This is a genomic window from Bradyrhizobium macuxiense, assembly GCF_007993935.1.
In the GTDB taxonomy this organism is placed as follows: domain Bacteria; phylum Pseudomonadota; class Alphaproteobacteria; order Rhizobiales; family Xanthobacteraceae; genus Bradyrhizobium; species Bradyrhizobium macuxiense_A.
On the sequence record NZ_VITY01000006.1, the window covers coordinates 362227 to 386240 of the forward strand.

The 24014-nt window shown below is 64.6% G+C and carries 26 protein-coding genes; 14 read left to right on the plus strand and 12 right to left on the minus strand.

What is annotated here, in order from left to right:
• The first annotated feature begins 62 nt into the window (after positions 1-62).
• Together FBZ93_RS18665 and FBZ93_RS18670 are read left to right on the plus strand one after the other, a co-directional pair.
• On the plus strand, positions 63-638 hold the full coding sequence (locus FBZ93_RS18665) for a TetR/AcrR family transcriptional regulator (protein ID WP_146987335.1): 576 nt from the start codon (positions 63-65) through the stop codon (positions 636-638).
• A gap of 22 nt (positions 639-660) precedes the next feature.
• A complete protein-coding gene (locus FBZ93_RS18670; protein ID WP_146987336.1) occupies positions 661-1065 on the plus strand; it encodes a GFA family protein in 405 nt (134 codons plus the stop codon).
• Positions 1066-1083: 18 nt separating this feature from the next.
• Here FBZ93_RS18670 and FBZ93_RS18675 read toward each other — a convergent pair whose 3' ends face one another.
• From FBZ93_RS18675 to FBZ93_RS18710, 8 genes are all read right to left on the minus strand, one after another.
• Positions 1084-1923 carry a class I SAM-dependent methyltransferase gene (locus FBZ93_RS18675; RefSeq protein ID WP_146987337.1) on the minus strand — a complete coding sequence of 280 codons (840 nt, stop codon included), beginning with the start codon at positions 1921-1923 and terminating at the stop codon, positions 1084-1086.
• Between the two features lie 48 nt (positions 1924-1971).
• The gene (locus FBZ93_RS18680) at positions 1972-2829 is read right to left on the minus strand and encodes an alpha/beta fold hydrolase (RefSeq protein WP_146987338.1); all 858 of its coding nucleotides are present in this window, start codon (positions 2827-2829) and stop codon (positions 1972-1974) included.
• Positions 2830-2912: 83 nt separating this feature from the next.
• Complete coding sequence (locus FBZ93_RS18685; RefSeq protein WP_146987339.1) at positions 2913-3962, minus strand: hypothetical protein; 1050 nt, start codon at positions 3960-3962, stop codon at positions 2913-2915.
• A gap of 193 nt (positions 3963-4155) precedes the next feature.
• The gene (locus FBZ93_RS18690) at positions 4156-5277 is read right to left on the minus strand and encodes a branched-chain amino acid ABC transporter substrate-binding protein (protein WP_146987340.1); all 1122 of its coding nucleotides are present in this window, start codon (positions 5275-5277) and stop codon (positions 4156-4158) included.
• A gap of 231 nt (positions 5278-5508) precedes the next feature.
• Entirely contained in the window at positions 5509-6057 is a 549-nt protein-coding gene (locus tag FBZ93_RS18695; protein ID WP_146987341.1) for a hypothetical protein, read from the minus strand.
• Positions 6026-7357: an acyl-CoA dehydrogenase family protein gene (locus FBZ93_RS18700; RefSeq protein WP_246667554.1), complete on the minus strand. Its 1332-nt coding sequence runs from the start codon at positions 7355-7357 to the stop codon at positions 6026-6028. The genes FBZ93_RS18695 and FBZ93_RS18700 overlap by 32 nt, the downstream gene beginning before the upstream one ends.
• Before the next feature lie 31 nt (positions 7358-7388).
• Positions 7389-8408: a DUF4424 domain-containing protein gene (locus tag FBZ93_RS18705; protein ID WP_146987343.1), complete on the minus strand. Its 1020-nt coding sequence runs from the start codon at positions 8406-8408 to the stop codon at positions 7389-7391.
• A 31-nt stretch (positions 8409-8439) separates the two neighbouring features.
• On the minus strand, positions 8440-8823 hold the full coding sequence (locus FBZ93_RS18710) for a hypothetical protein (RefSeq protein WP_146987344.1): 384 nt from the start codon (positions 8821-8823) through the stop codon (positions 8440-8442).
• A 486-nt stretch (positions 8824-9309) separates the two neighbouring features.
• Here FBZ93_RS18710 and FBZ93_RS18715 point away from each other — a divergent pair, with 486 nt between their 5' ends.
• Positions 9310-9534, plus strand: a complete 225-nt coding sequence (locus tag FBZ93_RS18715) for a hypothetical protein (protein ID WP_146987345.1) — start codon at positions 9310-9312, stop codon at positions 9532-9534.
• 15 nt (positions 9535-9549) lie between these two features.
• Here FBZ93_RS18715 and FBZ93_RS41760 read toward each other — a convergent pair whose 3' ends face one another.
• Complete coding sequence (locus FBZ93_RS41760) at positions 9550-9792, minus strand: helix-turn-helix domain-containing protein (protein ID WP_283810827.1); 243 nt, start codon at positions 9790-9792, stop codon at positions 9550-9552.
• A 206-nt stretch (positions 9793-9998) separates the two neighbouring features.
• On the opposite strand from FBZ93_RS41760, the gene FBZ93_RS18725 reads away from it, so the two are divergent.
• Positions 9999-10364, plus strand: a complete 366-nt coding sequence (locus FBZ93_RS18725; RefSeq protein WP_146987347.1) for a hypothetical protein — start codon at positions 9999-10001, stop codon at positions 10362-10364.
• Between the two features lie 32 nt (positions 10365-10396).
• Here the strand turns inward: FBZ93_RS18725 and FBZ93_RS18730 are convergent, their stop codons facing one another.
• Entirely contained in the window at positions 10397-11377 is a 981-nt protein-coding gene (locus FBZ93_RS18730) for an AraC family transcriptional regulator (protein ID WP_146987348.1), read from the minus strand.
• Positions 11378-11768: 391 nt separating this feature from the next.
• Between FBZ93_RS18730 and paaG the strand changes: the two genes are divergently transcribed.
• Both paaG and paaZ read left to right on the plus strand, forming a co-directional pair.
• Positions 11769-12560: a 2-(1,2-epoxy-1,2-dihydrophenyl)acetyl-CoA isomerase PaaG gene (gene paaG / locus FBZ93_RS18735; RefSeq protein WP_146987349.1), complete on the plus strand. Its 792-nt coding sequence runs from the start codon at positions 11769-11771 to the stop codon at positions 12558-12560.
• A 113-nt stretch (positions 12561-12673) separates the two neighbouring features.
• Complete coding sequence (paaZ, locus tag FBZ93_RS18740) at positions 12674-14701, plus strand: phenylacetic acid degradation bifunctional protein PaaZ (RefSeq protein ID WP_146987467.1); 2028 nt, start codon at positions 12674-12676, stop codon at positions 14699-14701.
• Between the two features lie 178 nt (positions 14702-14879).
• Here paaZ and FBZ93_RS18745 read toward each other — a convergent pair whose 3' ends face one another.
• Together FBZ93_RS18745 and FBZ93_RS18750 are read right to left on the minus strand one after the other, a co-directional pair.
• Positions 14880-15530, minus strand: coding sequence for a TetR/AcrR family transcriptional regulator (locus FBZ93_RS18745; RefSeq protein ID WP_146987350.1), 651 nt, complete (start codon positions 15528-15530; stop codon positions 14880-14882).
• 206 nt (positions 15531-15736) lie between these two features.
• A complete protein-coding gene (locus tag FBZ93_RS18750; protein ID WP_146987351.1) occupies positions 15737-16657 on the minus strand; it encodes a LysR substrate-binding domain-containing protein in 921 nt (306 codons plus the stop codon).
• Positions 16658-16757: 100 nt separating this feature from the next.
• Here FBZ93_RS18750 and FBZ93_RS18755 point away from each other — a divergent pair, with 100 nt between their 5' ends.
• The 8 genes from FBZ93_RS18755 to FBZ93_RS18790 all read left to right on the plus strand — a co-directional run bounded on the left by FBZ93_RS18755 (position 16758) and on the right by FBZ93_RS18790 (position 23978).
• Entirely contained in the window at positions 16758-17531 is a 774-nt protein-coding gene (locus FBZ93_RS18755) for an ABC transporter ATP-binding protein (RefSeq protein WP_146987352.1), read from the plus strand.
• Positions 17528-18250 carry an ABC transporter ATP-binding protein gene (locus tag FBZ93_RS18760; protein ID WP_146987353.1) on the plus strand — a complete coding sequence of 241 codons (723 nt, stop codon included), beginning with the start codon at positions 17528-17530 and terminating at the stop codon, positions 18248-18250. Before FBZ93_RS18755 ends, FBZ93_RS18760 begins: the two co-directional genes overlap by 4 nt.
• Before the next feature lies 1 nt (position 18251).
• Positions 18252-19166, plus strand: a complete 915-nt coding sequence (locus tag FBZ93_RS18765) for a branched-chain amino acid ABC transporter permease (protein WP_095733037.1) — start codon at positions 18252-18254, stop codon at positions 19164-19166.
• Between the two features lie 3 nt (positions 19167-19169).
• On the plus strand, positions 19170-20243 hold the full coding sequence (locus tag FBZ93_RS18770) for a branched-chain amino acid ABC transporter permease (protein WP_146987354.1): 1074 nt from the start codon (positions 19170-19172) through the stop codon (positions 20241-20243).
• 32 nt (positions 20244-20275) lie between these two features.
• Complete coding sequence (locus FBZ93_RS18775) at positions 20276-21463, plus strand: ABC transporter substrate-binding protein (protein WP_146987355.1); 1188 nt, start codon at positions 20276-20278, stop codon at positions 21461-21463.
• 91 nt (positions 21464-21554) lie between these two features.
• On the plus strand, positions 21555-22283 hold the full coding sequence (locus FBZ93_RS18780; protein ID WP_146987356.1) for a LamB/YcsF family protein: 729 nt from the start codon (positions 21555-21557) through the stop codon (positions 22281-22283).
• Positions 22284-22321: 38 nt separating this feature from the next.
• Complete coding sequence (locus FBZ93_RS18785; protein WP_146987357.1) at positions 22322-22564, plus strand: acetyl-CoA carboxylase; 243 nt, start codon at positions 22322-22324, stop codon at positions 22562-22564.
• 13 nt (positions 22565-22577) lie between these two features.
• Entirely contained in the window at positions 22578-23978 is a 1401-nt protein-coding gene (locus FBZ93_RS18790; protein WP_146987358.1) for an acetyl-CoA carboxylase biotin carboxylase subunit, read from the plus strand.
• The last annotated feature ends 36 nt before the right edge of the window (positions 23979-24014 follow it).

Here is a 24014-nt window from a genome sequence, read left to right on the forward strand (position 1 = left end):
ATTCTTGACATGATTGTCAATCATGACGATGATGTCAAGAATGATCCGCTGGAGCTTGGCAAATGGTGGGTGTACGTCAGTTCAACGAGGACGAGGTGATTGCGACGGCGCTCGACGTGTTCTGGCGCAAGGGCCTGCACGACGCGACGATGCAGGACCTTGCCGCCGCGACCGGCGTGCAGCGCGGCAGCCTCTACAACGCCTATGGCGACAAGGAAGCGATCTTCCTGCGCGCCTTCGATCAATATACCGGGCAATTCCTGGAAGCGGCCGGTCATGCGCTGGCTCACGCCGACACGACGACCGCTTTGCGAAATTTCTTCGACATGATCATCGTCAACATGACCGACGGCTCGCCGGCGCGCGGATGCCTGACGACGCGCACCGCGCTCGATGCGGCAATCTCGAGCACCGAGGTGCGTCAGCGCGTACAGGATGTGCTGGACCGGCTCGAGCAATTGATCGGCAAGACCCTCAGCGCGGGTCCGGGCAGACGACGCGCTGCGGATACCAACCGGCTGGCGCGGGTCTTCGTGACCTTCACACGCGGCCTCGCCGTGATGGAGCGCGCCGGCTACAGCCGCAAGCAGCTGAAAGAATCGGCTGCGACCTTCGTCGACGCGGTGATGGGCGCCTGAGGGAGTTTTGGGAGGGAACATCATGCCGGATCGAAAGGGCGGCTGCCTCTGCGGCGCGGTGCGCTACGAATTGAAGGCCGAGCCGCGCGGGATCGCAATCTGCCATTGCACGCATTGCCGGCGACTGAGCGGCAGCCTGTTTTCGCTCAACGTCGTGATCCGCGAGTCCGACTATGAGCAGTCCGGCGAGACCGCCGTCTTCATCGACAAGGGTGACAGCGGTCATCCGGTCGAGCGCCATTTCTGCGGCGTCTGCGGCTCGCCGATCCTGGCCAAGACCGCGCTGATGCCGGGCAAGGTCGTGGTCAAGGCCGGCACGCTCGACAGCATGGACGGCCTGCAGCCGCAGATCGAGATCTATACCGACCACGCCGCCACGTGGCTCGCGCCGGTCGCAGGCACTATGCGCTTCGCACAGAATGTGTGACGGCGCAGCCCGCGCCGATCAATCCGCCTGCTTGCGCGACCAGGCGCCGACGAACGTCGGCAGCGCGAACACGCCCTGCGTGCCCACCACTTCGGTGCGTAGGCGCTCGGCAAAACTATCCAGTGCCAGCTCCGCCTCGGTGGCGACACCGAGCTTGACGATATGCGGCTGGTTGCTGCACAGGCCGCTCGCCATGTAGTCGTAACCGTCGAAATCCATGCCGCCTCCCACCGGTGCAAACAGGCTCATACGCGGCGCGGGAAGCCCGGCCGCGACGAAGGCGCCGTGCAACGACAATCCCATCCGGTTGTTCAGCCCGGCGCGGTGGAACATCTCCTTCACCGTGCCCCATGCCTGCGACAGCAGCGGCGACGGCGGATTGGCGATCGGTCCCTCGCCCCAGTCGAGATCCTGAAACGCCACGATGCCGCCAGGCTTGACGTGGACGAGCAATTGTCGAACCAGTGCCGCGGGATCCTTGACATAGATCAGCACAAGCCGGCCGACGACCGCATCGAAATCGCGGTCCAGCTCGATCGTGTTGATGTCGCCGACCCGGAATGACACCTGGCGCAGGCCGAGCGAGCGCACGGTGGCCGCAGCCTCGTCGACGATGGCGGGATTGCTGTCGACGCCGACGACCGTCCCGCTCTCGCCGACCAGGCTTGCGGCGATGAAGGACACGTTGCCGGCGCCGCTTCCGACGTCGAGCACCTTCATGCCCGGCGCGAGCCCGGCCTCCTTCAGAAGCTGCCATGTCGACGCATCGTAGAGCTGCGACTGGCGCTTGAGCCTGTCGGTCTCCGCGGTCGAGCGCCCCATCACGTAGTTCGGATCATAGCCGGACGTCTCTTGCATGGATGGCCCCGTCTTTCGTGGATCTAATGTGCCGGTTCGCGCCCGCGCTCACCGCGACGGCAGGCCCGACAGGAAGGCCTGCAGGTCTGCCGCGAAGCGCTGCTCGAACGCGATGGCGCGGTGGGGTGAATGGCCGCATCCCTCATAGCGAACGATGTCGGCACGCGGATTGCCATACGCGAGGCGCGCCTCGTGATCCCTGAGAAACGCCGCGCCACATCCGGGATCGGCCTGGACAATCCTGACCGGACACAGGAACTCCCGCTCGGTCGGGATCGCCGCAAGGACGGCGCCCGCGACGTCTCCGTCGGCCCAGCACCGCCAGTCCTGCCGCTGCAGCGCAGAGGCATGACTGAGCAGATGACGTGGGCCGTAATGATCGCGTCCGATCCCGCCCATCGGCGTCGGAGAGTCGGAAACGAAAGCAAGGTACGTGCCGAGCGGTGCGCGCGCTTGCTGCCACGCAGCCTGGCGCGCCCTGGCGATGGAAAACAGTTTTGGGAAGGCCGATTTCTCCCACTCCCCCGGTTGTCCCAGATACCACGGCGGATCCTCGAGGAATGCGGCGCGCACATTGGCGTCACCGCTCTGCGCGAGCACGCCGGCAACGCAGCCGCCGAGCGAGTGGCCGACAATCACCGCCGGACGCCCGATTGCGGCCAACGCGGTCTTTGCATCCGAAACGTAGGCAGCAAGATCGTAGTCCGGGGCACGATCCGAGTGCCCGTGGCCGCGGAAATCCAGGGTCCAGATCCGATATCGATCCTTCAGCCGGCCGGCGATTTCCTGCCATGTGTCCCGGCTCAGCGACAGGCCGTGCAGGAACAGGATCGGTTCGCCGTCCGTCGGGCCATGGACGGATGCGGCAAGCCTGATGCCGTGATTGTCGAGCGCGATATCGGTCACCGAACATCTCCGTTACAAAATACGAGCAACACCAGGCATCGGCCGGCAGGCTTGCTGCTCGGCGCGACACGCGAACGGCAGTCTCAACGTCCGATCTGCCGGAACTTGTCGGAGAGGCCGTCGAGATAGCCGACCCAGGTCGAATTGATCGGCTGGTGCTCGATCAGCGCGTGAAAGCGGATCATCATGCAGATCAGGAACAGCGGCTGGATGAATGCGGCGCGCACCGTCACGGCCAGCAGGGCCGCGATGAACACGGTGACGATGGCGCCATACTCCCTGACCGCCTCCGGCAACCAGACTGTCACCAGTCCGGCGGGGACCAGCAGCAACAGGCAAAGCAGGATGCTCAGGATCCGTTCGACGATGACCATCCAGACCGACGTGGTCAGGATCGGCTTGGCGTTCTGGCAATAATAGACCAGCCCGTCCTGGATGTTGCGCCTGGGGTCGCCGCCGCCGCGCGCCAGATCGTAGGAGAGCACCACCTTGTCCAGATAGCGCGTCGCGGCCGACAGGATGGTGTTGAGCAAGCCGACGATCGCCTTCATGCCGGGCACCGGCAGCCAATCGCCGAGCGTATCGAGCGCATTGTGAAACGCGCGCAGCACGGCGCGGATCAGCGCATTGAGCCCGAACAGGACCGCGACCTCGCCGAACCGATCCATCACGATCCGGCGGCCATAGGCAAACTGCCCTTCGGTGCCGTTGCCGATACGGCCATGCGTGATCAGTTCGGTCAGCACGGCGACATGGCCGCAGGCGATCATGTGCACCGTGTAGCGCAGGATGGCACCCCAGATCCATCCGCCGAGCAGCAGGGTGCCAAGCAGCCAGCAATAGCCAAACACGCTGGCGACATGGGTGCCGAGCCACACCGCGCCGCCCACGGCGACAAAGGCAAACACCGCGCACGCTGCGGCAAAGCCCAACAGCACGGCCCATCGCGCCAGCGCATAAGGCAGGGTCTCGAGCAGCAGCTTCAGCGCGGTGCCAAGACCGTGATCGCGCACCAGCAGCGGATAGGAATGCGATGGTCCTTGCGACGATCCTTGAGACGATCCTTGGGACTGCCCCGCGGCGTGCCATTCGCCAGAACGACCGCCGCCATTGCTCAGACTCATGTCAGACACGTGTTGCTCTCTTCCGTTGCCGTCGAACGACGTCCGGCGATGGCAGTCGTTGGGTAAATCAGTTGGTGGCGTTGCTGCCTGGCGTCACAGCGCCAACAACCTCCGGGGCTGGCAGAGGGTTGGTCCGTTGGCGCTGTGAGCCGGCATAGCCGCGACATCGATCAGGGAGGAGCGCCGATGTCGCGGCCAGCGATCATTGACCGGCGGCCGGCAGCTCGGCATAGTTGCCGTCCTTGTCGCGCCGGTACACGACGTAGTCGATCAGGGTGATGTCGCCCTTCGGCGTGTAGCTGATGTTGCCGAGCACGGTGTCCCAGTGTCCGGCCTTGATGGCCGCCGCGACCTTCTTGGCGTCCGTGGTCTGGGCGCGGGTCACGGCCTGGCTCCAGATCTGGAACGCGGCATAGCTGTAGAGCGTGTAACCGTCCGGATCGATGCCCTTGTCCTTGAACTTCTTCAAGGTCGCGGCCGCGGTCACCTTCTTGCGCGGATCCGGCGAGAAGGTGAACAGCGAGCCCTCGGCGAGCGGCCCCGCGATCGCGGCGAACTGCTTGTCGACCAACGCGTCGCCGCCCATCAGCACGGCATTGACGCCCTGCTCGCGCATCTGGCGCAAGATCAGCGCAGCTTCGGCGTAGTAGCCGCCGACATAGACGAAATCGATCGATTCCTTCTTGAAGCGGGACACCAGCGCGGCAAAGTCTTTGTCACCCTTGGTGTAGGCCTCATAGAGCTTTTCCTTCACGCCCGCCGCGTTGATGGCGTTCTTGGTCTCGTCGGCAAGACCTTTGCCGTAGGTCGTCTTGTCGTGGATGATCGCGACGTTTTTGGTCTTGTAGTTCTTGATGATATAGGCGGCCGCGACCATGCCCTGCTGGTCGTCCCGGCCGCAGACGCGGAACGTGTTCCACAACCCGCGTTCGGTGAACAGCGGGTTGGTCGAGCCGGGCGTGATCTCCAGCACGTTGCCCTCGGCGTAGGCGTCAGAGGCGGGAATCGAGGTCGACGAGCAGAAGTGCCCGACGACGAACGGGATCCTCGCGCCCGCCATCTTCTCGGCAACCGACACCGCCTGCTTCGGATCGCAGGCGTCGTCGCCGACTTCCAGCTTCAGCTTCTTGCCGAGCACGCCGCCCGCCGCATTGATATCGGCAATCGCGAGATCGGCGCCGTTCTTGAACTGCTGGCCGAAGCTCGCCTCCGAGCCGGTCATCGGCCCAACCACGGCAACACTGATATCCTGCGCCATGGCAGCGCTGGACATGGCCAGGCTCACGCCAAGCGCAAGACAATATCCTCGAAGTGCAAACTTCATCACATTCTCCTCGATGGTCTCAAGTCGCCTCAATGCATCGCAATCGACTCAACTCGCCGGGTGCGACGGTCACCGGGGGCTGCCTTGTATGCGCGCGGTGGCCGGCAGGCTCGGACTGGGGCGACGGGGGATTGGACATATGCGACAACGGGCAACAATGTGAAACACGTTGCCGTGCATTGGCGCTCAAATCGCACAAGAAGCCATCCATCTCGTGTGCGTGACGGCACGTCACGGCCGCACCAGCGGCTCGGACTTTTCCGGCTTGACGCCGGCTCCGACCGGCGCGGCGGCCTCGATAGCGCCTTTCAACTCGATCTCGTAGTAGCCGCCGATCTTGATCGCGCCCCATTGCGTCGAGACCGCCAGATCGATGCGTTGTCGCGTCGGCAGATCGGCATCGGTGTGCCGGTGGGCGACGCTGCCCTGAGACAGCACTTCGATGTGGGACAGCCGAACACCGTCCGCGTTCCAGAAGTCGAAGTTGAGGTGCTGCGGCAGCGGACGGCCGAACACGCCCATTTCCTTGAAGGCGAGCTCGACATCGACATGGCCTGGGCCCGCCATGAAGCTGTAGTAATGGCCGCGGACATCATTGGTGATGTTGGCGCGATTGACACCCAGGCCGAGCACCGTCGGATGATGCGGATCGGTGGACTGCGCCGATGCCGCGCCGAGCAACGCGCCGGCCCAGAGAAGCACGCAGAGCGCCGGCTTCACGACCGTCTTGAGCCCGGCGATCGACCGTTCACTGCACGGGGGACAGGGAACGCGCTTCATTGCGGTCATCCGAGAACAGCAGGGGCGTCGACCGCATGTCCGCACCGAGATACGCCTCGCCAGCCATCTGATAGTTGGCCGGCGCCAAGGCGAGGTGCTGGACGGCGGCATGGACATCGCGCACGCAACGCTCGAGCCCGCAGCTCACGTCGACGGACGCCGAGCCGCCGGCACCGAACATCAGCTCGGTCGCCTGCTTGGCCGTGTTCGCCGCGTGGGTCGATGCCAGCCACAGCTTGGCACGCTCGGCAACGCTGAGTGCCCTGCCGGCACTGATCGCCTGCCACGCCTCTCCCAGCGTCTCGTAGAGGAAAGCCCGCCCCGAGCCCAGCAAGGCCTCAGCGCGTCCGAGATCAGCCTGCACCAGCGAATCTTCGCGGAGCAGCTTGCGCGAGCGCGACGCGATCTTTCGTCCGACGAGCCCGACCAGGATGTCGATGGCATGGCGGGCGATGCCGAGCGGCACGGCCGCGAGCGCCGCCCCGAACAGCGCGATGGTCGGAAACGCATAGAGCGGGCCCTGCTCCACCGACGGTTCGCGAAACGAGAGCGACCGCGCGGACGGCACGAACGCATCCGCGATCGCATAGTCATGGCTGCCGGTGCCGCGCAGCCCGATGCTGTGCCAGGTATCGAGGATCTCGCATTGCGCGGTCGGGAACAGCATGAAGCGCATCACCGGCGTGCCATCGGGGTGCAAGCGCGGCTGATCCCCATCGAAGATCCGGCAATTGCCGATCATCCAGCCGGAGTGCTGGCAGCCGCTTCCGAGCGGCCAGCGGCCCGTGACGCGATAACCGCCCTCGACGACCCCAGCTGTGCCGAACGGCCGCAAGGCTCCCGCGGTTCGAACCAGCGGGTCGCTGCCGTAGATCTCGCGCGCGGCATCCTTCTCAAGATACCCGCCGAACACGCCATAGATGCCGCCGATGGCCATGCACCAGCCTGCGGCACCATCGGCGCGCGAGATCTCCTCGACCACCCGAACGAGGGTCATCGGGTCGACCTCCTCGCCGCCGATGACGCGCGGAATCCAGAGCCGGAAGAGGCCTGCCTGCGCCATTGCCTCGACCAGCGGGACAGCCAGCCGCCGCGATCGCTCACTTTCCTGTGCGGATGCCTGAACCAGCGGCGCGAGCGCCGCGGCAGCATCGACGAAGGATGATCGGATGGTGTCAGTCATAGCTGCCTCGCTGTCGATGAATCGCCCGCGTAAGGTGACCCGCGGGGGCCGCCTTTTAATCGCCTCGGCGATGCGGGGCTCGGACGGATGCGACGCCGACTGGGACGCATGCGACATCACACAACAATGTTCGCACACCTCGCCTGCGCTAATTCGGATTCGGCACGAAGATGACGATCTTCAGATCTCGCGACGGCGTGAAGTTCGCGTGCCGGACTTCGAAGCGGGTCGGTCCGGTCTTCTTGACGCCATCGGCGCAGAAGCTAACGAAATTACCGGGCTCGCCCTTGTCGACGGTCAAGTGAAAGTCGCCGATCGGCGTCGCCCAGTTGGCGCCGGTCGAGAGCACATAGGCAATCGACCGCTCACTGAACGGGGGATAGGGAGCGCGCCTCGTCGCACGCGCCCGCTCAAGGCTGCGGATCAGGTCGTCGTCGATGCAGTATGACGCCAGAAACGCGGGCGCTTCAGGACTACTGCGCCAGTTGTCGGCGCCGATGATGGTCTGCACGGAGCCGCCGACGCTCGGACGATAGGTCTGCTCGAAGGTGATTTCCCGGCCGGCAGGAAAGGTCTGCGTCCAGGTATAGGCCGAGCGCAACGTCCAGGTCGGCACCAGATGATCCTGCATCGGGCCACCCGAGCCATAGGTCTCGATCGCGCCGACACCGAGCTTGACGAGCTCGGGCCAGTTCGATTTGGGCAGTTTGTCGAGCAGCTCGCCGGCGGGGCCCCTGATCGGCATCAGCGGAATGCCGAGCTTCCGCAGCAGCGCCGTCTGATCCACATCGTTCGCGAGCGCGGCCTGTTCGAGATGCGGCGCGGCCGCCTTGCCGTCAACCCTGACGTGGAAATCAAAGATGTTCTCGGGATTATCGGTCGGCAGTCCGATATTCTCGTCGCTCTCCTTGCCGGCGATATCGGGCATCGGGAACGCGATCATGATCGTCTTGTCGGCGGCCGAGGTGTTGAGGAACCGGTAGACGATCCGGATCTGCTTCTCGGAGATGAACAGGTCCTCGGAGCGCATCACGATGTCGGGGTCCTGCTTGAAACGAAGCCCTCCGGTTTCCAGCGCAGCCGACGTGTCATTCGCCCGCGCGCACCAGGGCATCAGCATGGCAAGCAGGACTAGAAAAGCCCCTTTGGCTACCGGACGCATGGTCATTCCTTCTCTCTTGATTGGGGGAGTATCGCGGTCAGTCGCATCCGTCCTTGACCAGGAAGAAATCGGAGACGTCGACGTGCGTCGTCTCGATCGGCAGCACGACCCAACTGTCCATCTCGAGATGACCGCAAAGCTTTACGACAGCGATTGATTTCCGGCCCTGCCAGGCCGTCACCATGAATCCGATCGGGACAGCACTGCGCTCGAAAACATGCAGCTTGGCAATACCGGCGGCAGCGCCGGCCGCAAGCGAGATCGTGATTTCGCCGGTACTGGTGCCACCAGGCCGGATCGGCGATTGCCGCGGTGGCCCAAAGGAGAGTTCGCTCCCGGCTGAGACCGCGATGGTCTGTTGGAACCCGTTTTCGATCCTGAGCACAGGTTTCGCACCCGCGGCCCCGGTGGCGATCGGCACTATTCCCGCTAGAAGGCAGAACATCACTGATGCTGATCGAATGAACAAAACCGACATGAGCGCAATCCTACCTGAATGAGTGCGCGCAAAGCCGAACCGGTTCGCTGCGTCGTGATCTTTCTCCGAATATCGATGCACGCGCACGCGCGCCGTCACTGCGAACGATATTGAATGGCAAGTACTCTTCCTGTCGCGATCAGACGGAAGCTACCTTTTATGTGCTTCGCGGATATGCGGCACGGACCGATGCGACACTGATTTGGACATATGCGACATCGGTCCACCACTTGAAACGAATTTGTCTCCGCCTGTCGCATGGTCGTCCGACGGCAACGTTGTGTGCAGGCCGGCCACCCGTTAATGATCGCCTGCCCTCGGACGCTCCTGTATCGTCGACGACCTTCATGAGGATGGACAAGCGGCATGCGCGGATCATATCGGCGGATATCCCGATCGCTCCTGTTGATCGGAGCAGCACTGATCGTGATGGCCGCTTCGACGCCCGCATCGGAAGTCGCGATCCGGTGGGACGCGAAAAATGCCTACCGCAAATGCGACGGCGCGATCGACGGCAGCATCGCCTGGCCGTCCGAACCAAAGACGGCATGCGTCGCCATGCTGATGTGCGCGAATGAGAGCCCGCTGTCCGCGGAGCGTTATCAGCGATTGATCGAACAGATCCGGCGGGTGCCGGGCTGCGGCGAGCCCTAGACAGCGGCCGCAGCCCTAAGGCGCGCGTTCCGTCAGATGCGGCGCGGTGCGAATGTCCGACGGCGTCGCACCGTAGCGCAGGCGAAACGTGCGGTTGAAGTAGGACAAGTCGCCGAACCCTGCCTCAAACGCAATGGTGCTGATGCTCCGGCCACTGCTGCGCGGATCGATCAGCCGCGCAGCCGCAAGGCCGCGCCCTTCTGCAACCACCTCCCCGTCCCGGGACGCACCGATCACCAGCGCCGCAGGGTTGATCACATGGCTGACGACGAGATGTTGCAGCTCCGCAACGCCCGGCTCGATTGTCCACGATGTCGTCTCCGTCCAAACGCATGTCGCATCAGTCCATGCGTCGCGTTTCCGAGACGCCTAAGGGTCGGGCGGCAAGTTGCCAAGGACATGCGGCTTAGGAATTTTCGGGCATGGGACAAGAGATGGCATCGAATTCACCAACTGGAGGAGCAATGCTCGCGTCGAACCTCTTGCGTATCAGCGTCGTCCTCTTTCTCGTCGGGCTTGGCCTCGGCATCGGCATGGGTGTGGCCGAGGATTTCACGCTGGCGCCGGCCCACGCGCATCTCAATCTGCTCGGATTCGTCGCATTGTTCCTTGCCGGACTTTACTACCATTCGTTTCCCGCCGCGGCCACCGGTCCACTCGCCAGGATACAGGCCTGGCTCTCCGTGATCGGTGCCGTCATCTTTCCGATCGGAATTGCGGCCATCCGGATCGGCGGCCAGACCTACCAGCCCGTCGTAGTGGTCGGTTCGCTCGTCGTGTTGGCGGGAGCCGCCCTGTTTGCCTTCATAGTTTTCCGCAACGGAGCATGATGCGATGAGTTGGAATCGAAGATCGACGTCGGTTAGCGCGTTCGCGGCACTGCGCGAATATCCGATGGCGTTGCGCCGTAATGCCGGCGGAAGGTGCGGTTGAAGTAAGAGAGATCGCCGAACCCGACTTCGAACGCAATCGCGCCGATGGTGCTGCCGCTGTGGCGTGGATCGGTCAGCAGATGATGCGCACGCGCCAGGCGCTGACCGAGCACGAACTCCGAGAAGGTCGAACCTGCGCTTTCGAACAGCCTCTGGATATGGCGCGGCGTGAGTTTCATCCGGGCAGCCACCGCGGGCAGAGTGAGGTCGCCGTAGCTGAGATTGTCATTGATGTCGGCCTTGACCGCGGCAAGCCGCGCGGCCGCCAGCCCGCCGTCTTCGGCGGCAACCGCTGCATCCCGGTTCGCGCCGATGATCAGCGCGCCGAGATCGACCAGATGCTTGACGACGGCGCTGCGCAGCTCGGGGGTCGCGAGCTGGTAGCTGTCGTCGAGCTCCCTGATATAGAGCGCGAGCAGGCGCATGGCTTCGGTGTTTGCCGGCAACGGACGGATCAGCATGTCTTCGGGATCACGAACCAGCGATGCGAGCGCCTTGCGCGGCAGCCTGAGGCCGACGAAGCGGCTCGGCGATACCGGGACGACCATGTTGCCGGCCTCCGCGCTCGACTGCAGCACGGCCTGCCCCGGGCTGAGCTCGATGTCGCGGCCACGCTGCGACGCGCGAACGTTGCCGCTCGTGATGATCGTCAGCACCAGGTCGTCGGTACCGTCGAGCAGTTCACGCGGTCTTGCGATCTTGAGATTGCTGCACGCCCAGGATCCGATGCCGAGCCCGGACAGTTCGCGCACATTCGCTTCCGCATGAAATGCGCCGTCGTCGAGCGGCTCCGGATCGAGCTTGACGATCATCCGCCCGATCTGCTCGCGAAAGATCGGCAAGCGATCCCGCTCGCCGAAATGCGCGGTCGAGAATCGAAACCCTGTGAAATCGCCCGACTGCACTGTCATAGGCTCGCCCTCATGGCGGCGGAGGTCGCCGTTGATATGCGGCTGATTTGTGGCGGCGCATGCCGCGGCATGGAGGCCATGCAGCGCGACTGTGAACGTGAACCTTTCACGGGTTCCGCCGACGCCTCGGTCTGACAAGTGTCAAGCGTCCGCGCATAAGCATCGCAAATACGCGGGTCCGGCGCAGCGCGCCAAATTGCTCCGATCTCGATCGGTTTGTCGCGCCCGAATTCGCGGCCGGGACTAAGATCGTCCTCGCTCCGATAAGCTCGAAGTCGGCCGATTTCGTTGGGGCATGGATAATTTATAATTGACTGACCGGACGGTCAATAGTAATCCGATCGCCGGTCATGCGACCTCGGTCGTCAGAAACCGAGAACGGGAGGTAATCATGGTCAGCGATCTCGTGTTGACCGATATCCGCGCCGGATATCGCGTCCTGACGCTCAACAGGCCCGACCGCCTGAATTCGTTCAGCGCCGATCTGCACACCGCATTGATGGCCGCGCTGCTCGCGGCAGAACAGGACAAGTCCTGCCGCGCGCTGATCCTGACCGGAGCGGGACGCGGGTTCTGCGCCGGGCAGGATCTCTCTGACGGCGTCTTCACGCCGGGCGAGACGCCCGATCTCGCAGCGCCAATCGAGAAATACTACAACCCGCTGGTGCACAAGCTGCGCAGCATTCCGATGCCCGTGCTGTGCGCCGTCAACGGCGTCGCCGCAGGGGCCGGCGCGAACGTGGCGCTTGCCTGCGATATCGTGATCGCCGCACGGTCGGCCAAGTTCATTCAGGCCTTCGCGAAGCTTGGCCTCGTTCCGGATTCCGGCGGCACCTGGTTCTTGCCGCGGCTGGTCGGCGGAGCGCGGGCGCGCGCACTGGCCATGCTGGCCGAGCCGATCTCGGCGGAACGGGCGGAATCCTGGGGCATGATCTGGAAGGCGGTCGAGGATACCGAGCTGATGACGGAGGCCCACGCCCTCGCCGCCTCGCTCGCGACGCAGCCGACCGACGGTCTTGCGTTGATCAAGCAGGCGCTCGATGCCTCCGAGAGCAACACGCTCGACGCGCAACTCGATCTCGAGCGTGACCTGCAAGGCCGCGCCGGCCGATCGGCGGACTATGCCGAAGGCGTCACCGCCTTTCTCGACAAGCGCGCGCCGCGCTTCACCGGAAGAGCCTAACACCGATTGAACGTTCCGCCCGCAAGGCAAGACGCAACATTGATCACAAGTCAGAGGATTCGACTTCGATGACACAGCCTCAATCCAGCGGCACCCGGATGTCCGACAACATCATGAAGCTCGACAGCTTCGTGCGCGGCAAGTGGTCCGGCGCGCGCGAGCCGGCCGCCGAGATCCACAGCGCCGTCATCGGCGACGTAGTGGCGCTCGCGACCAGGAGCGATCTCGACATGCGCGAGATCCTCGCCTATGGCCGCGCGGTCGGCGGCAAGAGCCTCCGCAAGCTGTCGTTCCACCAGCGCGCGGGCCTGCTGAAGGCGCTGGCCGACCATCTGAGCCAGCATAAGGACCGGCTTTACAAGCTCTCGCTTCATGCGGGCGCGACCCGCACCGACGCCATGATCGACGTCGATGGCGGCATCGGCACGCTGTTCGCCTATGCCAGCAAGGGTCGCCGCGAGCTTCCGAATACCAGGTATCTGCTCGACGGCAATGTCGAGGGGCTCTCCAAGGGCGGCGCGTTCGCCGGCCAGCATATCGTCACGCCGTTGCACGGCGTCGCCGTGCATATCAACGCATTCAACTTTCCGTGCTGGGGCATGTTGGAGAAGCTGGCGCCCGCACTGCTCGCCGGCGTTCCCGTCGTCACCAAGCCCGCGACGGTCACCGCCTATGTCGCCTACGAGTTGGTGCGGATGATCACCGAATCCGGAGCTCTGCCGGACGGCGCGCTCCAGTTCATCGTCGGATCGACCGGCGATCTGTTCGACCACCTCACCTGCCAGGACGTGGTGTCGTTCACGGGCTCGGCTGATACCTCGCAGAAGCTGCAACGGCATCCGGTCGTTGCGCGCGAAGCTGTCCGGTTCATCGCCGAGCGCGACTCACTCAATGCAGCGATCCTCGCTCCGGACGCCGTGCCGGGAAGCCCGGAGTTCGATCTCTTCATCAAGGAAGTGGCAAAGGAGATGACGGTCAAGGCCGGGCAGAAATGCACCGCGATCCGCCGCGCACTGGCGCCGTCGGCACAGCTCGATGCCGTGGTCACCGCCTTGCGCGACCGTCTGGCCAAGGTCGTGATCGGCAATCCCGAAAGCGACAAGGTCAGGATGGGACCGCTGGTCGGCCTCGCCCAGCGCAGCGATGTGCTTGCCCACGTCGCGAAGCTCCGCACCGAGGCCGAGCTGGTGGCCGGCGATCCCGACAACTTCCCGCTGGTCGACGCCGACGCAAAGCGCGGCGCTTTCGTTCCGCCGCTGCTGCTGCATTGCGCGAAGCCGCTCGCCGCAACCGCGGTGCACGAGATCGAGGCGTTCGGACCGGTCTGCACCGTGATGAGCTATGACGATCTGGACCAGGCTATCGCACTGACCAATCGCGGCGGCGGCAGCCTGGTCGCCTCGGTCTACACCCACGATATCCCGACGGCGACCGAACTCACCTTCGGCATCGGCAGCTTCCACGGCCGTGTCGCGATCATCGACCGCGACTGCGCGACCGAGCACACCGGGCACGGCTCGCCGATGCCGCAGATGGTTCACGGCGGCCCGGGCCGCGCCGGTGGCGGCGAAGAGTTGGGCGGCGTCCGCAGCCTGCAGCACTACATGCAACGCACCGCGTTGCAGGGCTCCCCTCGCATGCTGAGCGGCGTCACCGGCCGCTGGTTCAAGGGCAGCCCAATGCTCGAGGGTGACCTGCACCCGTTCCGCTATCACTACGACGATCTCGAGATCGGCCGCACGCTGGTCTCGAAGGCGAGGCAGATCACGCTCGACGACATCGAGCACTTCGCGCATTTCACCGGCGACACCTTCTATGCCCACATGGACGAGGAAGCGACCAAGGGGCATCCGTTCTTCCCGGGCCGCGTCGCGCATGGCTATCTGCTGCTGTCGTTCGCGGCCGGCCTGTTCGTCGATCCCGACTACGGTCCGGTGCTGGCGAATTACGGCCTCGACTCGCTGCGTTTCGTGAAGCCGGTGCAACCGGGAGAACAGATCCAGGTGCGGCTGACGGCCAAGGAGAAGACGCCGCGCAACAAGCAATATGGCGAGGTGCGCTGGGACGTCGAGATCACGACCGGCACCGGCGAGACCGCGGCGACCTACGAACTGCTGACGATGAATGCGATGCGGAGCTAGAGCGTGACGTCTCCCTCTCCCCGTTCTTACGGGGAGAGGGTTGGGGTGAGGGGCTGCCTCCTCGTATGCGGTGATAGCTGTATTCGCGGAGATTCCCCCGCACCCGGATCACATTGCGCTTCGCTCCATGCGATCCGACCTCTCCCCGCACGCGGGGCGAGGTGAAGCGAAGCCCGCTTCAAAGCAGCTCCGCCTGCCGGCTTCGGCCGGCGGGCTTTGCCTTGCCGCGCGGCCGGGCGGCGGCATCGCCTGCACCGGCCAACACCAGCTGCGCGACGAAGTCGGCGTATTCGGCGCGGCTCATCGGCCCGCCTTCGCGGAACCACATATAGTGCCAGTTCAGCATGCCGAACACGCTCATCGTCAGCGGCTTGAGCACGCGCTTCTGCTTCGCCGCCGGCACCGCGGCGGCGAGCGCATCCGACATCATCCCGACCAGGACCCGCTCGCTCGCAAGCAGCGGCTGCTGCTTGTCCTTCGGCAGCAGCTTGAGGCTTGCGATCTGGACCTGATGCTCGGCGTCGGCATGCCGGTAGAGCTCGAGCAGGGTGGCAACGATCGTCCTGAAGCGCTCGATGGGATCGCCGGCCGACGCGCTCGCCTTGCGAACCGCCGTCACCAGCGTCTCGAGATGCGACGACAGGATATCGAACAGGATCGCTTCCTTGTCGGGATAATAGTGATAGAGCAGCGCCTTGGAGACCCCGCACGCATCCGCGATCGTGTTCATCGAGGTGCCGACATATCCCGATGCGGCAAACAGCTCGGCCGCGCGATGCAGCATCGAGAGGCGCTTGTCGTCGTAGTCCTTGGCGCGCGATCGGGCCATGTCGCTCCGTTCCACCGGCCGCCGTCCGGCCATCGTTAGAAGCCGTCAATCGACGGCAAAGTTCCGAAACGCCGCCCTGCCTCGGCCGGGCCGCATCCGAACCACCTTTTATTGACCATCCGGTCGAACAATTCCATGGCTGAGTTGGAATGGCGCCCTGTCTTACGGACACGCAGTTCAGACACGCGATGCTGCCATCCGGGACGTCAGTCGAGCTTGAATGGCTCCGATCCCGGATAGGAATGGGCGACGAACTCGCAGAAGACGCGGGCCGCCGGCGAAAGCGCCGCGTTGCCCTTCCAGGCCAGCCCGACATCCATGGTGTGGACATCGTCATCAAGTGTCTTGAGGTCGATGCGATGTCCCTCGAGCGACCAAGGACGGTAGACCATGTCCGACAGGATGGTGATCCCCATCCCGGTCGCGACCATGCTGCGCACCGCCTCCACCGACAGGGTGCGGAAGATGACGTTGGGGACGTACGCCGTGTGCTGCCAGTAACGCATCGCGGAGCGTTCGGCCTCATCGACGGTCAGCATCAGATACGGCTCACTCGCCAGATCCGCCAGTTTGATGCTGTCCTTACGGAGCAGCGGATGATTGACACAGGTCCATAGCCGCCGCGGCGAGCGCAGCAGCAGCCGCGAGCGGATGGAGTGCCGATCATGCAGGTTCGCGATCAGCATGATCGCCGCATCGACGCTGCCGCTGATCAGGCTCTGCTCGATCGCATCGCGTTGAAACTCGTGCAGCCGGACCGTGATGCCCGGAAAGGTGCGCCAGAACCGCGTCAGCAGCGGCGGCAGGAAATATCCGGCAACGGTGTAGCTGACGGCCACGTCGACCGTGCCGTCGACCTGCGTTCCCCAACGATGCGGCCCCCGTGTCGCATCCGACACGCTCGCCTCGATCGCGCGGGCGCGCTGCAGGAATTCGTGGCCGTCGAAGGTCAGCGTCACACCGTTGGAATGGCGGTCGAACAATTTGCGGCCAAGCTCGGCCTCCAGCGCCTTGATCGACGAGGTGACCGCCGACTGCGTCACGTTCAAGGCTGCCGCAGCCGCGGACACGCGTCCGCTCTCTGCCGTCGCGATGAAATGCCGGACCTGACGGAACGTCAGAGACATAAAAATTTCCGATATCAGCGAACGATATTTCGAATTTTACAATCCCGCGACGGAACGGAAAAATCAATCCATCGGTTCCGGGTGAGAAGGCGTTGGGATGATGGCTGATGGTTTGGAATTGGTCGCGCGCGGGGTCAGCGTCCAGTTCGAAGGCCTGAAAGCGCTGTCCGACGTTACACTGGCCGTGCCACGCGGGCGCATCGTCGGACTGATCGGCCCCAATGGCGCCGGCAAAACCACCCTTATTAATGTGTTGACCGGCTTCCAGCCGGTCGGCGCCGGCACCGTGGAGCTGGAGGGTGAAACGCTCAACGGCATTGCAGCGCACATGCTGCGACGCAAAGGCGTGGCGCGGACCTTCCAGTCAGGCCGCCTTTTCCGCGACCTGCCCGTCATGGACAACCTGGAAGTGACCGGCGTCGGCCTCGGCCAAAGCCGGCCCGACGCGATCAGCGAGGCCGAACGGGTCATGGCCTGGCTCGGCATTTCGCATCTTGCCAACACCATCGCCGGCGCGCTGCCCTATACGGACGAGCGCCGTGTCGCGATCGGCCGCGCCATCATGGGCACGCCGCGCTATCTGCTGCTCGACGAGCCAGCGGCCGGCATGTCGGAGCATGAGAGCCACGAGCTTGCCGCCATCATTCGCCGCATCGCGGGCGAGCTCAATGTCGGCGTGCTCTTGATCGAGCACAATATCGGCCTCGTGCTCGAGCTCTGCGAACGCATCTTCGTGCTCGACTCCGGCGAAATCATCGAGGTCGGCACGCCGGCCCAAATCCGCGACAGCGATGCGGTGCGGCATGCCTATATGGGCACGCAGCGCGACGAATTGCTGCTACCGCTCGCAGCCGAAGCGGCCGTCGCGTCATGACCGCGCTCGTCGTCGACGACATCACGGTCAGCTATGGGCGCCTCACGGCACTCCGCGGCGTGACGTTGACGGTCGACGAAGGCGAAGTCCTGTTCGTGACCGGCCCGAACGGCGCCGGCAAGTCGACGCTGCTCAACGCCATCGCGGGCGTCGTGCCGCCCGCCTCCGGCGCCATCATGATCGACGGCGTGGGGATCACGGGCGCCGAGCCCGAAGACATCGCCCGGCGCGGATTTTCGCTGGTGCCGGAAGGACGCAACGTCTTCGGCGCGCTGACGATCGAGGAGAACCTGAAGGTTGGCACCGGCATGCGCGCCGACCGCAGGACAATCGCCGACGACCTCGATCAGGTCTACGGGGAATTCCCGATGCTGGCCGAGCGCCGCCACACCCCGGCGGGCATGCTCTCCGGCGGCCAGCAGCAGATGCTGGTGATCGGCCGCGCGCTGATGGCCGCGCCCCGCATCATGGCCATTGACGAGCCGTCGCTCGGCCTCGCGCCCAAGATCATCGACCAGGTCTACGAGATCCTGATGCGCCTGCGGGCACAGCGCAAGCTCACGCTGCTGATCGTCGAACAGAGCTCGACGCGCGCCATGATGACGGGCGGGCGGATGGTCCTGATCCGCGGCGGGCGCATCGTGCTCGAAGGCCCCGCGGCCGACATGGTCCGGGACGATCGCCTGAAGCAAAGCTATTTCGGCTTCGGAGATCACTGAGATGCGTGAGTTGCTCCAGATCATCTTCGACGCGCTGAGCCTCGGCAGCCTCTATGCGCTGGGTGCGCTCGGCATCGCCCTGATCTTCGGCGTGATGCGGCTGGTCAACTTCGCCCACGGCGACTTCATCGCCTTCTGCGTGTTCGCCATGCTGTGGCCGTCGATCGACGCGGCGGCGGTGGTCTTCGCCGGCCAGCTGCCGTTCTATCTTTTGATCCCGCTGCTGCTCCTGACCGGCGCCGCGCTGTCGATCCTGTCGGAGATCGTCGTCTTCCGGCGTTTCCGCAACGCCAATCCGGCGACAATGATGATCGCGTCCTTTGCACTCGGCTTCGTCATCCGGCATCTGCTGCTGATGCTGTTCTCCAGCCGGCCGAAGTCGATCACGCTGTGGCCGAGCCTCGGCTTGCCGGTCGAGTTCCTCGGCGCCCACATCCCGATGCTGCAGGTCGTGACCATCATCATCACGCTGGCCGTGCTGGTGATCCTCGTCCTGTTCCTGAAGCGCACGCGCTACGGGCTCGAGATGCGCGCGGCGGCCGATAATTTCACCATGGCGCGCATGCTCGGGGTCCGCGCCAACGGCGTGATCCTGCTGGCCTTCGCCATCAGCGGCATGCTGGCGGCGGCGATCGGCCTGATCCTGGCGACCAATTCCGGCACCGCCGACATCGGCATGGGCGCCAACGTGATGCTGATCGCATTCATCGCGACCGTGATCGGCGGCCTCGGCAGCATTCCCGGCGCGGTTGCCGCCGGTTTCCTGATCGGTGCGGCCAGCGTCGTGTTCCAGGCGACCCTGCCGCACGACGCCCGTGTGTTCCGGGACGCGTTCGTCTACGGCGCCGTCATCGTCGTCCTTCTGGTGCGGCCGCAGGGCCTGTTCGCACCGAAATCCGCCAAGCAGAGGGTCTGATCGATGTCGCAGCGGCCGTCCGTCATCCGGCAAACGATCGTCACGCCGATCGTGCTGATCGTGGCGCTGCTCATCATGGCCGCCCTCAGCTATCAGTTCGGCAGCCGGGCCTTCAACCGCACCGTGGTCGAGATGTTCATCAACATCATGGTGGTGGTCGGGCTCTACGTCTTCGTCGGCAATTCCGGCCTGCTGTCGTTCGGCCATATCAGCTTCATGTGCCTCGGCGCCTACATGACCGCCTGGCTCACCATTCCGCCGGTCATGAAATCGATCACGCTGAAGGGGCTCCCGGCGTGGCTGCTCCACACGCAACTGCCGATGTGGGTGGCGACACCGATCTCCGGGATATTTGCCGCCCTGTTCGCGCTGATCGTCGGGCGCGTCATCATGCGCCTGTCGGGCATCGCCGCCTCGATCGCGACCTTCGGCCTGCTCGGCGTCATCAACAACGTCTATTCGAACTGGGATTCGGTGACCGGCGGGCAAGGCTCGATCGTCGGCATTCCGCCAACCATGAACGTCTGGACCGGATGGATCGGCGGCGCGGTGGCAATCGCGATCGCCTATCTCTATTCGATCTCCCGCTCGGGACTGGCGCTGCGCGCCACCCGCGACGAAGCGGTCGCAGCCAGCGCCTCGGGCATCGACATCGTCCGCGAGCGGCTGATCGCCTTCGTCGTCAGCGCCTTCATCATCGGGCTCGCCGGCGCGCTGTACGCGCACTTCCTGAGCATCGTCAATCCCGGCGCATTCTATCTGCGGACCACATTCATCACGCTGTCGATGCTGGTGGTCGGCGGCATGTACAGCCTCAGCGGGGCCGTCTCGGGCGTGGTCGCGATCTCGGTGCTGATCGAGCTGTTCCGCGATCTCGAGAAGGGCATCAGCCTTGGCGGGCATACCGTCGGGCTGCCGAACGGTGTCCAGGAGATCGCGATCGGCATCATCACCATCGTGATCCTGATGTACCTGCCGACCGGATTGACCCGCAACCGGGAGTTCTCCTGGCGCCGATGGCCGCTGCAGCGGCGCCTGCCTCGGCCGGTCCAGACCGCACTGAAGGAACTGCACTGACGCTCGTTTTGTAAAAATTGGAGGAGTGGCATATGCGCTTGACGACATTACTCGGCATCCTGGCCGGAGCATCCGCGCTCTGGCTCACGCCGGCCCAGGCGGCCGACGAGATCGTGGTTGGTTTTGCGACCGCGGCATCCGGATTCATGCAGGCCTATGACAAGCCGGCGCAGGACGCGGCGCTGATCCGGATCGAGGAGATCAACAAGGCCGGCGGCCTGCTCGGCAAGAAGCTCAAGCCGGTGTTTGCCGACACCAAGACCGACCAGGCCGAAGGCGCCAAAGCCGGCCTTGCGGTGCTCGACCAGGGCGCCGACCTCGTGATCGTCTCCTGCGACTACGATTTCGGCGCACCCGCGGCGCTGCAGGCGCAGGCCGCCGGCAAGGTTTCGTTCTTCCTCTGCGCCGAATCGATCAAGGCCGGCATCCCCGGCGTCGGCCCGTTCTCGTTCTCGGCCTCGGTGCTGGCCCCGGTGCAAGGCGCAACCATGTCGGAATGGGCGTACAGCAAGAAGAACGCGCGCAGCTTCTATCGGCTGCTCGACAGCTGGACCGTCTACAACAAGGGCATCTGCGACGGCTTCGACTGGATGCTGCCGCGCCTGAAGGAGGCCAAGTTGGTCGGCAGCGACACCTTCAAGAACGACGACGCCTCGATCGCGTCGCAGATCACGCGGATCAAGAGCCTGCCGAAGGAACCTGACGCCATCATGCTCTGCACGATGATGCCGGGCGCCGTCTCCGCCATCAAGCAGATCCGCGCCGCCGGCATCAAGTCGATGATCCTCAACGGCTCGGGCGTCGACGGCAGCTACTGGATGAACGCCGTTCCGGATCTGTCGAACTTCTACGTTCCGGTGCAGGGCTCGGTCTACGGCGACGATCCGAACGCGAAGGTCAACGAGTTCAACAAGAAGTACAAGGAAGTCACCGGCGGTGACCCGTCCAGCCAGTACGTCTATCCCGGCTACGTCCTGATCGACGTCTGGGCCAAGGCGGTCGAGCGCGCCAAGTCGACCGACGCGGCGGCGGTCGTCGCCGAGCTCGAGAAGATGAACAACGAGCCCACGCTGTTCGGGCCGCGCACCTTCACCAAGGACATCCACCACCAGAACCAGGGCCGTTACCTGATCGTCGACACCGAGGCCGGCAAGCCGAAGGTGATCGACCAGTGGACGATCTCGGAAAAGATCCCGCTCGACTATCTGGTGTCCAAGTAACCCGGCACCGCGCCGCCCTGGGTGCGCTGGACGTACGCAGGGCGGGCCCGCCGCCGGTCCTCTACAAAGCTTGTTGGAAGGAAATCAGGAGATGGTCGTGATCAACTGCGACATGGGCGAGGCCTACGGCCTCTACAAGATGGGCGACGACAGGGCGTTGATGCCGCATATCGACGTCGCTAACGTCGCCTGCGGCTTTCATGCCTCCGACTTCAATCACATGCGCAAGACGGTGCAGCTCGCCAGGGAGTTCGGCGTCAAGGTCGGCGCACACCCCTCGCTGCCGGATCTGCAGGGATTTGGCCGCAGGGAGATGAAGATCAGCCGCGAGGAGCTGACCAACTGCCTGCTCTACCAGATCGGCGCGCTGAAGGCGTTCCTGGATGCCGAAGGCATGCCGCTCAACCACATCAAGCCGCACGGTGCGCTCTACGGCATGGCGTCGCGCAACGAGGACATCGCCGAAGCCGTCGCCGACGCCGCTGACGTCTACAAGGTGCCGCTGCTCGGCATGAAGGGAACGCTGCACCAGCAAGTCTATGAGCGCCGCGGTCATGCCTTCGTCGCCGAGTACTATGCCGATCTCGACTACAATGCCGACGGCAGCCTGATCATCACCCGCGAGCACGAAGCAAAGGATCCGGCCGACGCCGCGACCCGATGCGCGAGAGCCGTGAACGAGGGCAAGACGCGCACGGTGGCGGGAAACGACATCGTGGTCGGCGCCGATTCGATCTGCATTCACTCCGACACGCCGAACGCCGTCGCCATCGCGGAAGCCGTGCGCGAGGCGGTTCGTCCCTATCTCACCCCGCGCTGAGCCGGCGCGGCAAGAAACCAACGATCCAAGAGGAAACCATGGCAACGCAGCAGATCTTCTCGCCGCTCCCGGGCATCTTTTACCGCAGGCCCGCGCCCGACAAGCCGGTCTACAAGAACGACGGCGACGTCGTCGCGGAGAGCGACACGATCGGGCTCATCGAGGTGATGAAATCATTCAATGAAGTGAAGGCCGGCGCCGCCGGCAAGATCGTTCGCTTCCTGGCCGAGAACGAGGATGCCGTGATGGCCGGCCAGCCGATCGCAGAAATCGACGTTTGAGCCGCGACCAGCCATGGCGATCAAGAAGCTCCTCATAGCCAATCGCGGCGAGATCGCGGTGCGCATCATCCGCGCCGCGCGCGATCTCGGCATTGCAACCGTCCAGGTCTACAGCAAGGCCGACAAGGACTCGCTCGCGGTCAGGCTCGCCGACGAGGCGATCGATATCGGTCCGCCGCAGGCGTCGAAATCCTATCTCAACCAGGCGGCGATCCTTGCCGCGGCGCAGGCCACCGGCGCCGATGCGATCCATCCCGGCTACGGCTTCCTCGCCGAGAATGCCGAATTCGCGGCCGCGGTCGAAGCGGCCGGATTGATCTTCGTCGGCCCGACCGCACAATCGATCCGGCTGATGGGCGACAAGGTCGCGGCCCGCGAGGCCGCCGCCTCCGCCGGCGTGCCGACCGTCCCCGGCAGCGAGGGGCGGCTGGAGTCGGAGGAAGCGGCCTTCGCGCTGGTCGAGAAAACCGGCTTCCCTGTCATGATCAAGGCCGCCGCCGGCGGTGGCGGACGCGGCATTCGTATCGCGCGGTCCGCCGAAGAGTTTCATCATCTGATGCCGCAGGCCCAGGCCGAAGCGCTTGCGGCCTTCGGCGATGGCGGGCTCTACGTCGAGAGGCTGATCGAGGGGGCGCGGCACATCGAGGTCCAGGTGCTCGGCGATGGACGCGACGTGATCCATTGCTTCGAGCGCGAATGCTCGTTGCAACGGCGCCGCCAGAAGGTCTGGGAAGAGGCTCCCTCGCCCTCGCTCACCCAGGCCGTGCGTGAAAAACTCTGCAGTTCCGCCGTAGCGCTGGCCAAGGCGGTCAATTACCGCGGCGCAGGGACGCTCGAATATCTCTACGACGACAGGACCGGCGAATTCTACTTCCTGGAGATGAACACCCGGATCCAGGTCGAGCATCCCGTCACCGAAATGGTCACCGGCATCGACCTCGTGCGCGAGATGATCCGGGTCGCCGGCGGCGAGCCCCTGCGCATTCGCCAGGACGAGGTGCGCGTCGGCGGCCATTCGATCGAGGTCCGCATCAACGCCGAGGATCCCGCCAGGAATTTCCTGCCCAATCCGGGCACGGTGAGCGCGCTCAGCGTACCCGGCGGCGACGGTGTGCGCTTCGACAGCATGCTCTATCAGGGCTACACCGTGCCGCCGTTCTACGACAGCCTGCTCGGCAAGCTGATCGTGCACGACAAGGACCGGCCAAGCGCCATCCGGAGGCTCGAGCGGGCGCTGGCCGAGCTCAGCGTCGAAGGCATTTTCACGACGAAGCCCCTGCACCAGGCGCTGGCGCGCGACGCCGACGTCAAGGCCGGACGCTTCCATACGGCATGGCTCGAACCGTGGCTGGAGTCCCATGCCGCAGCCCTTGCCACCGCTCAGCCGCCATCAGCCGTGAAGGTCGCGCCATGATGGCAAGAGAATCCGCCCCGTCAGCAACAGGAGGCC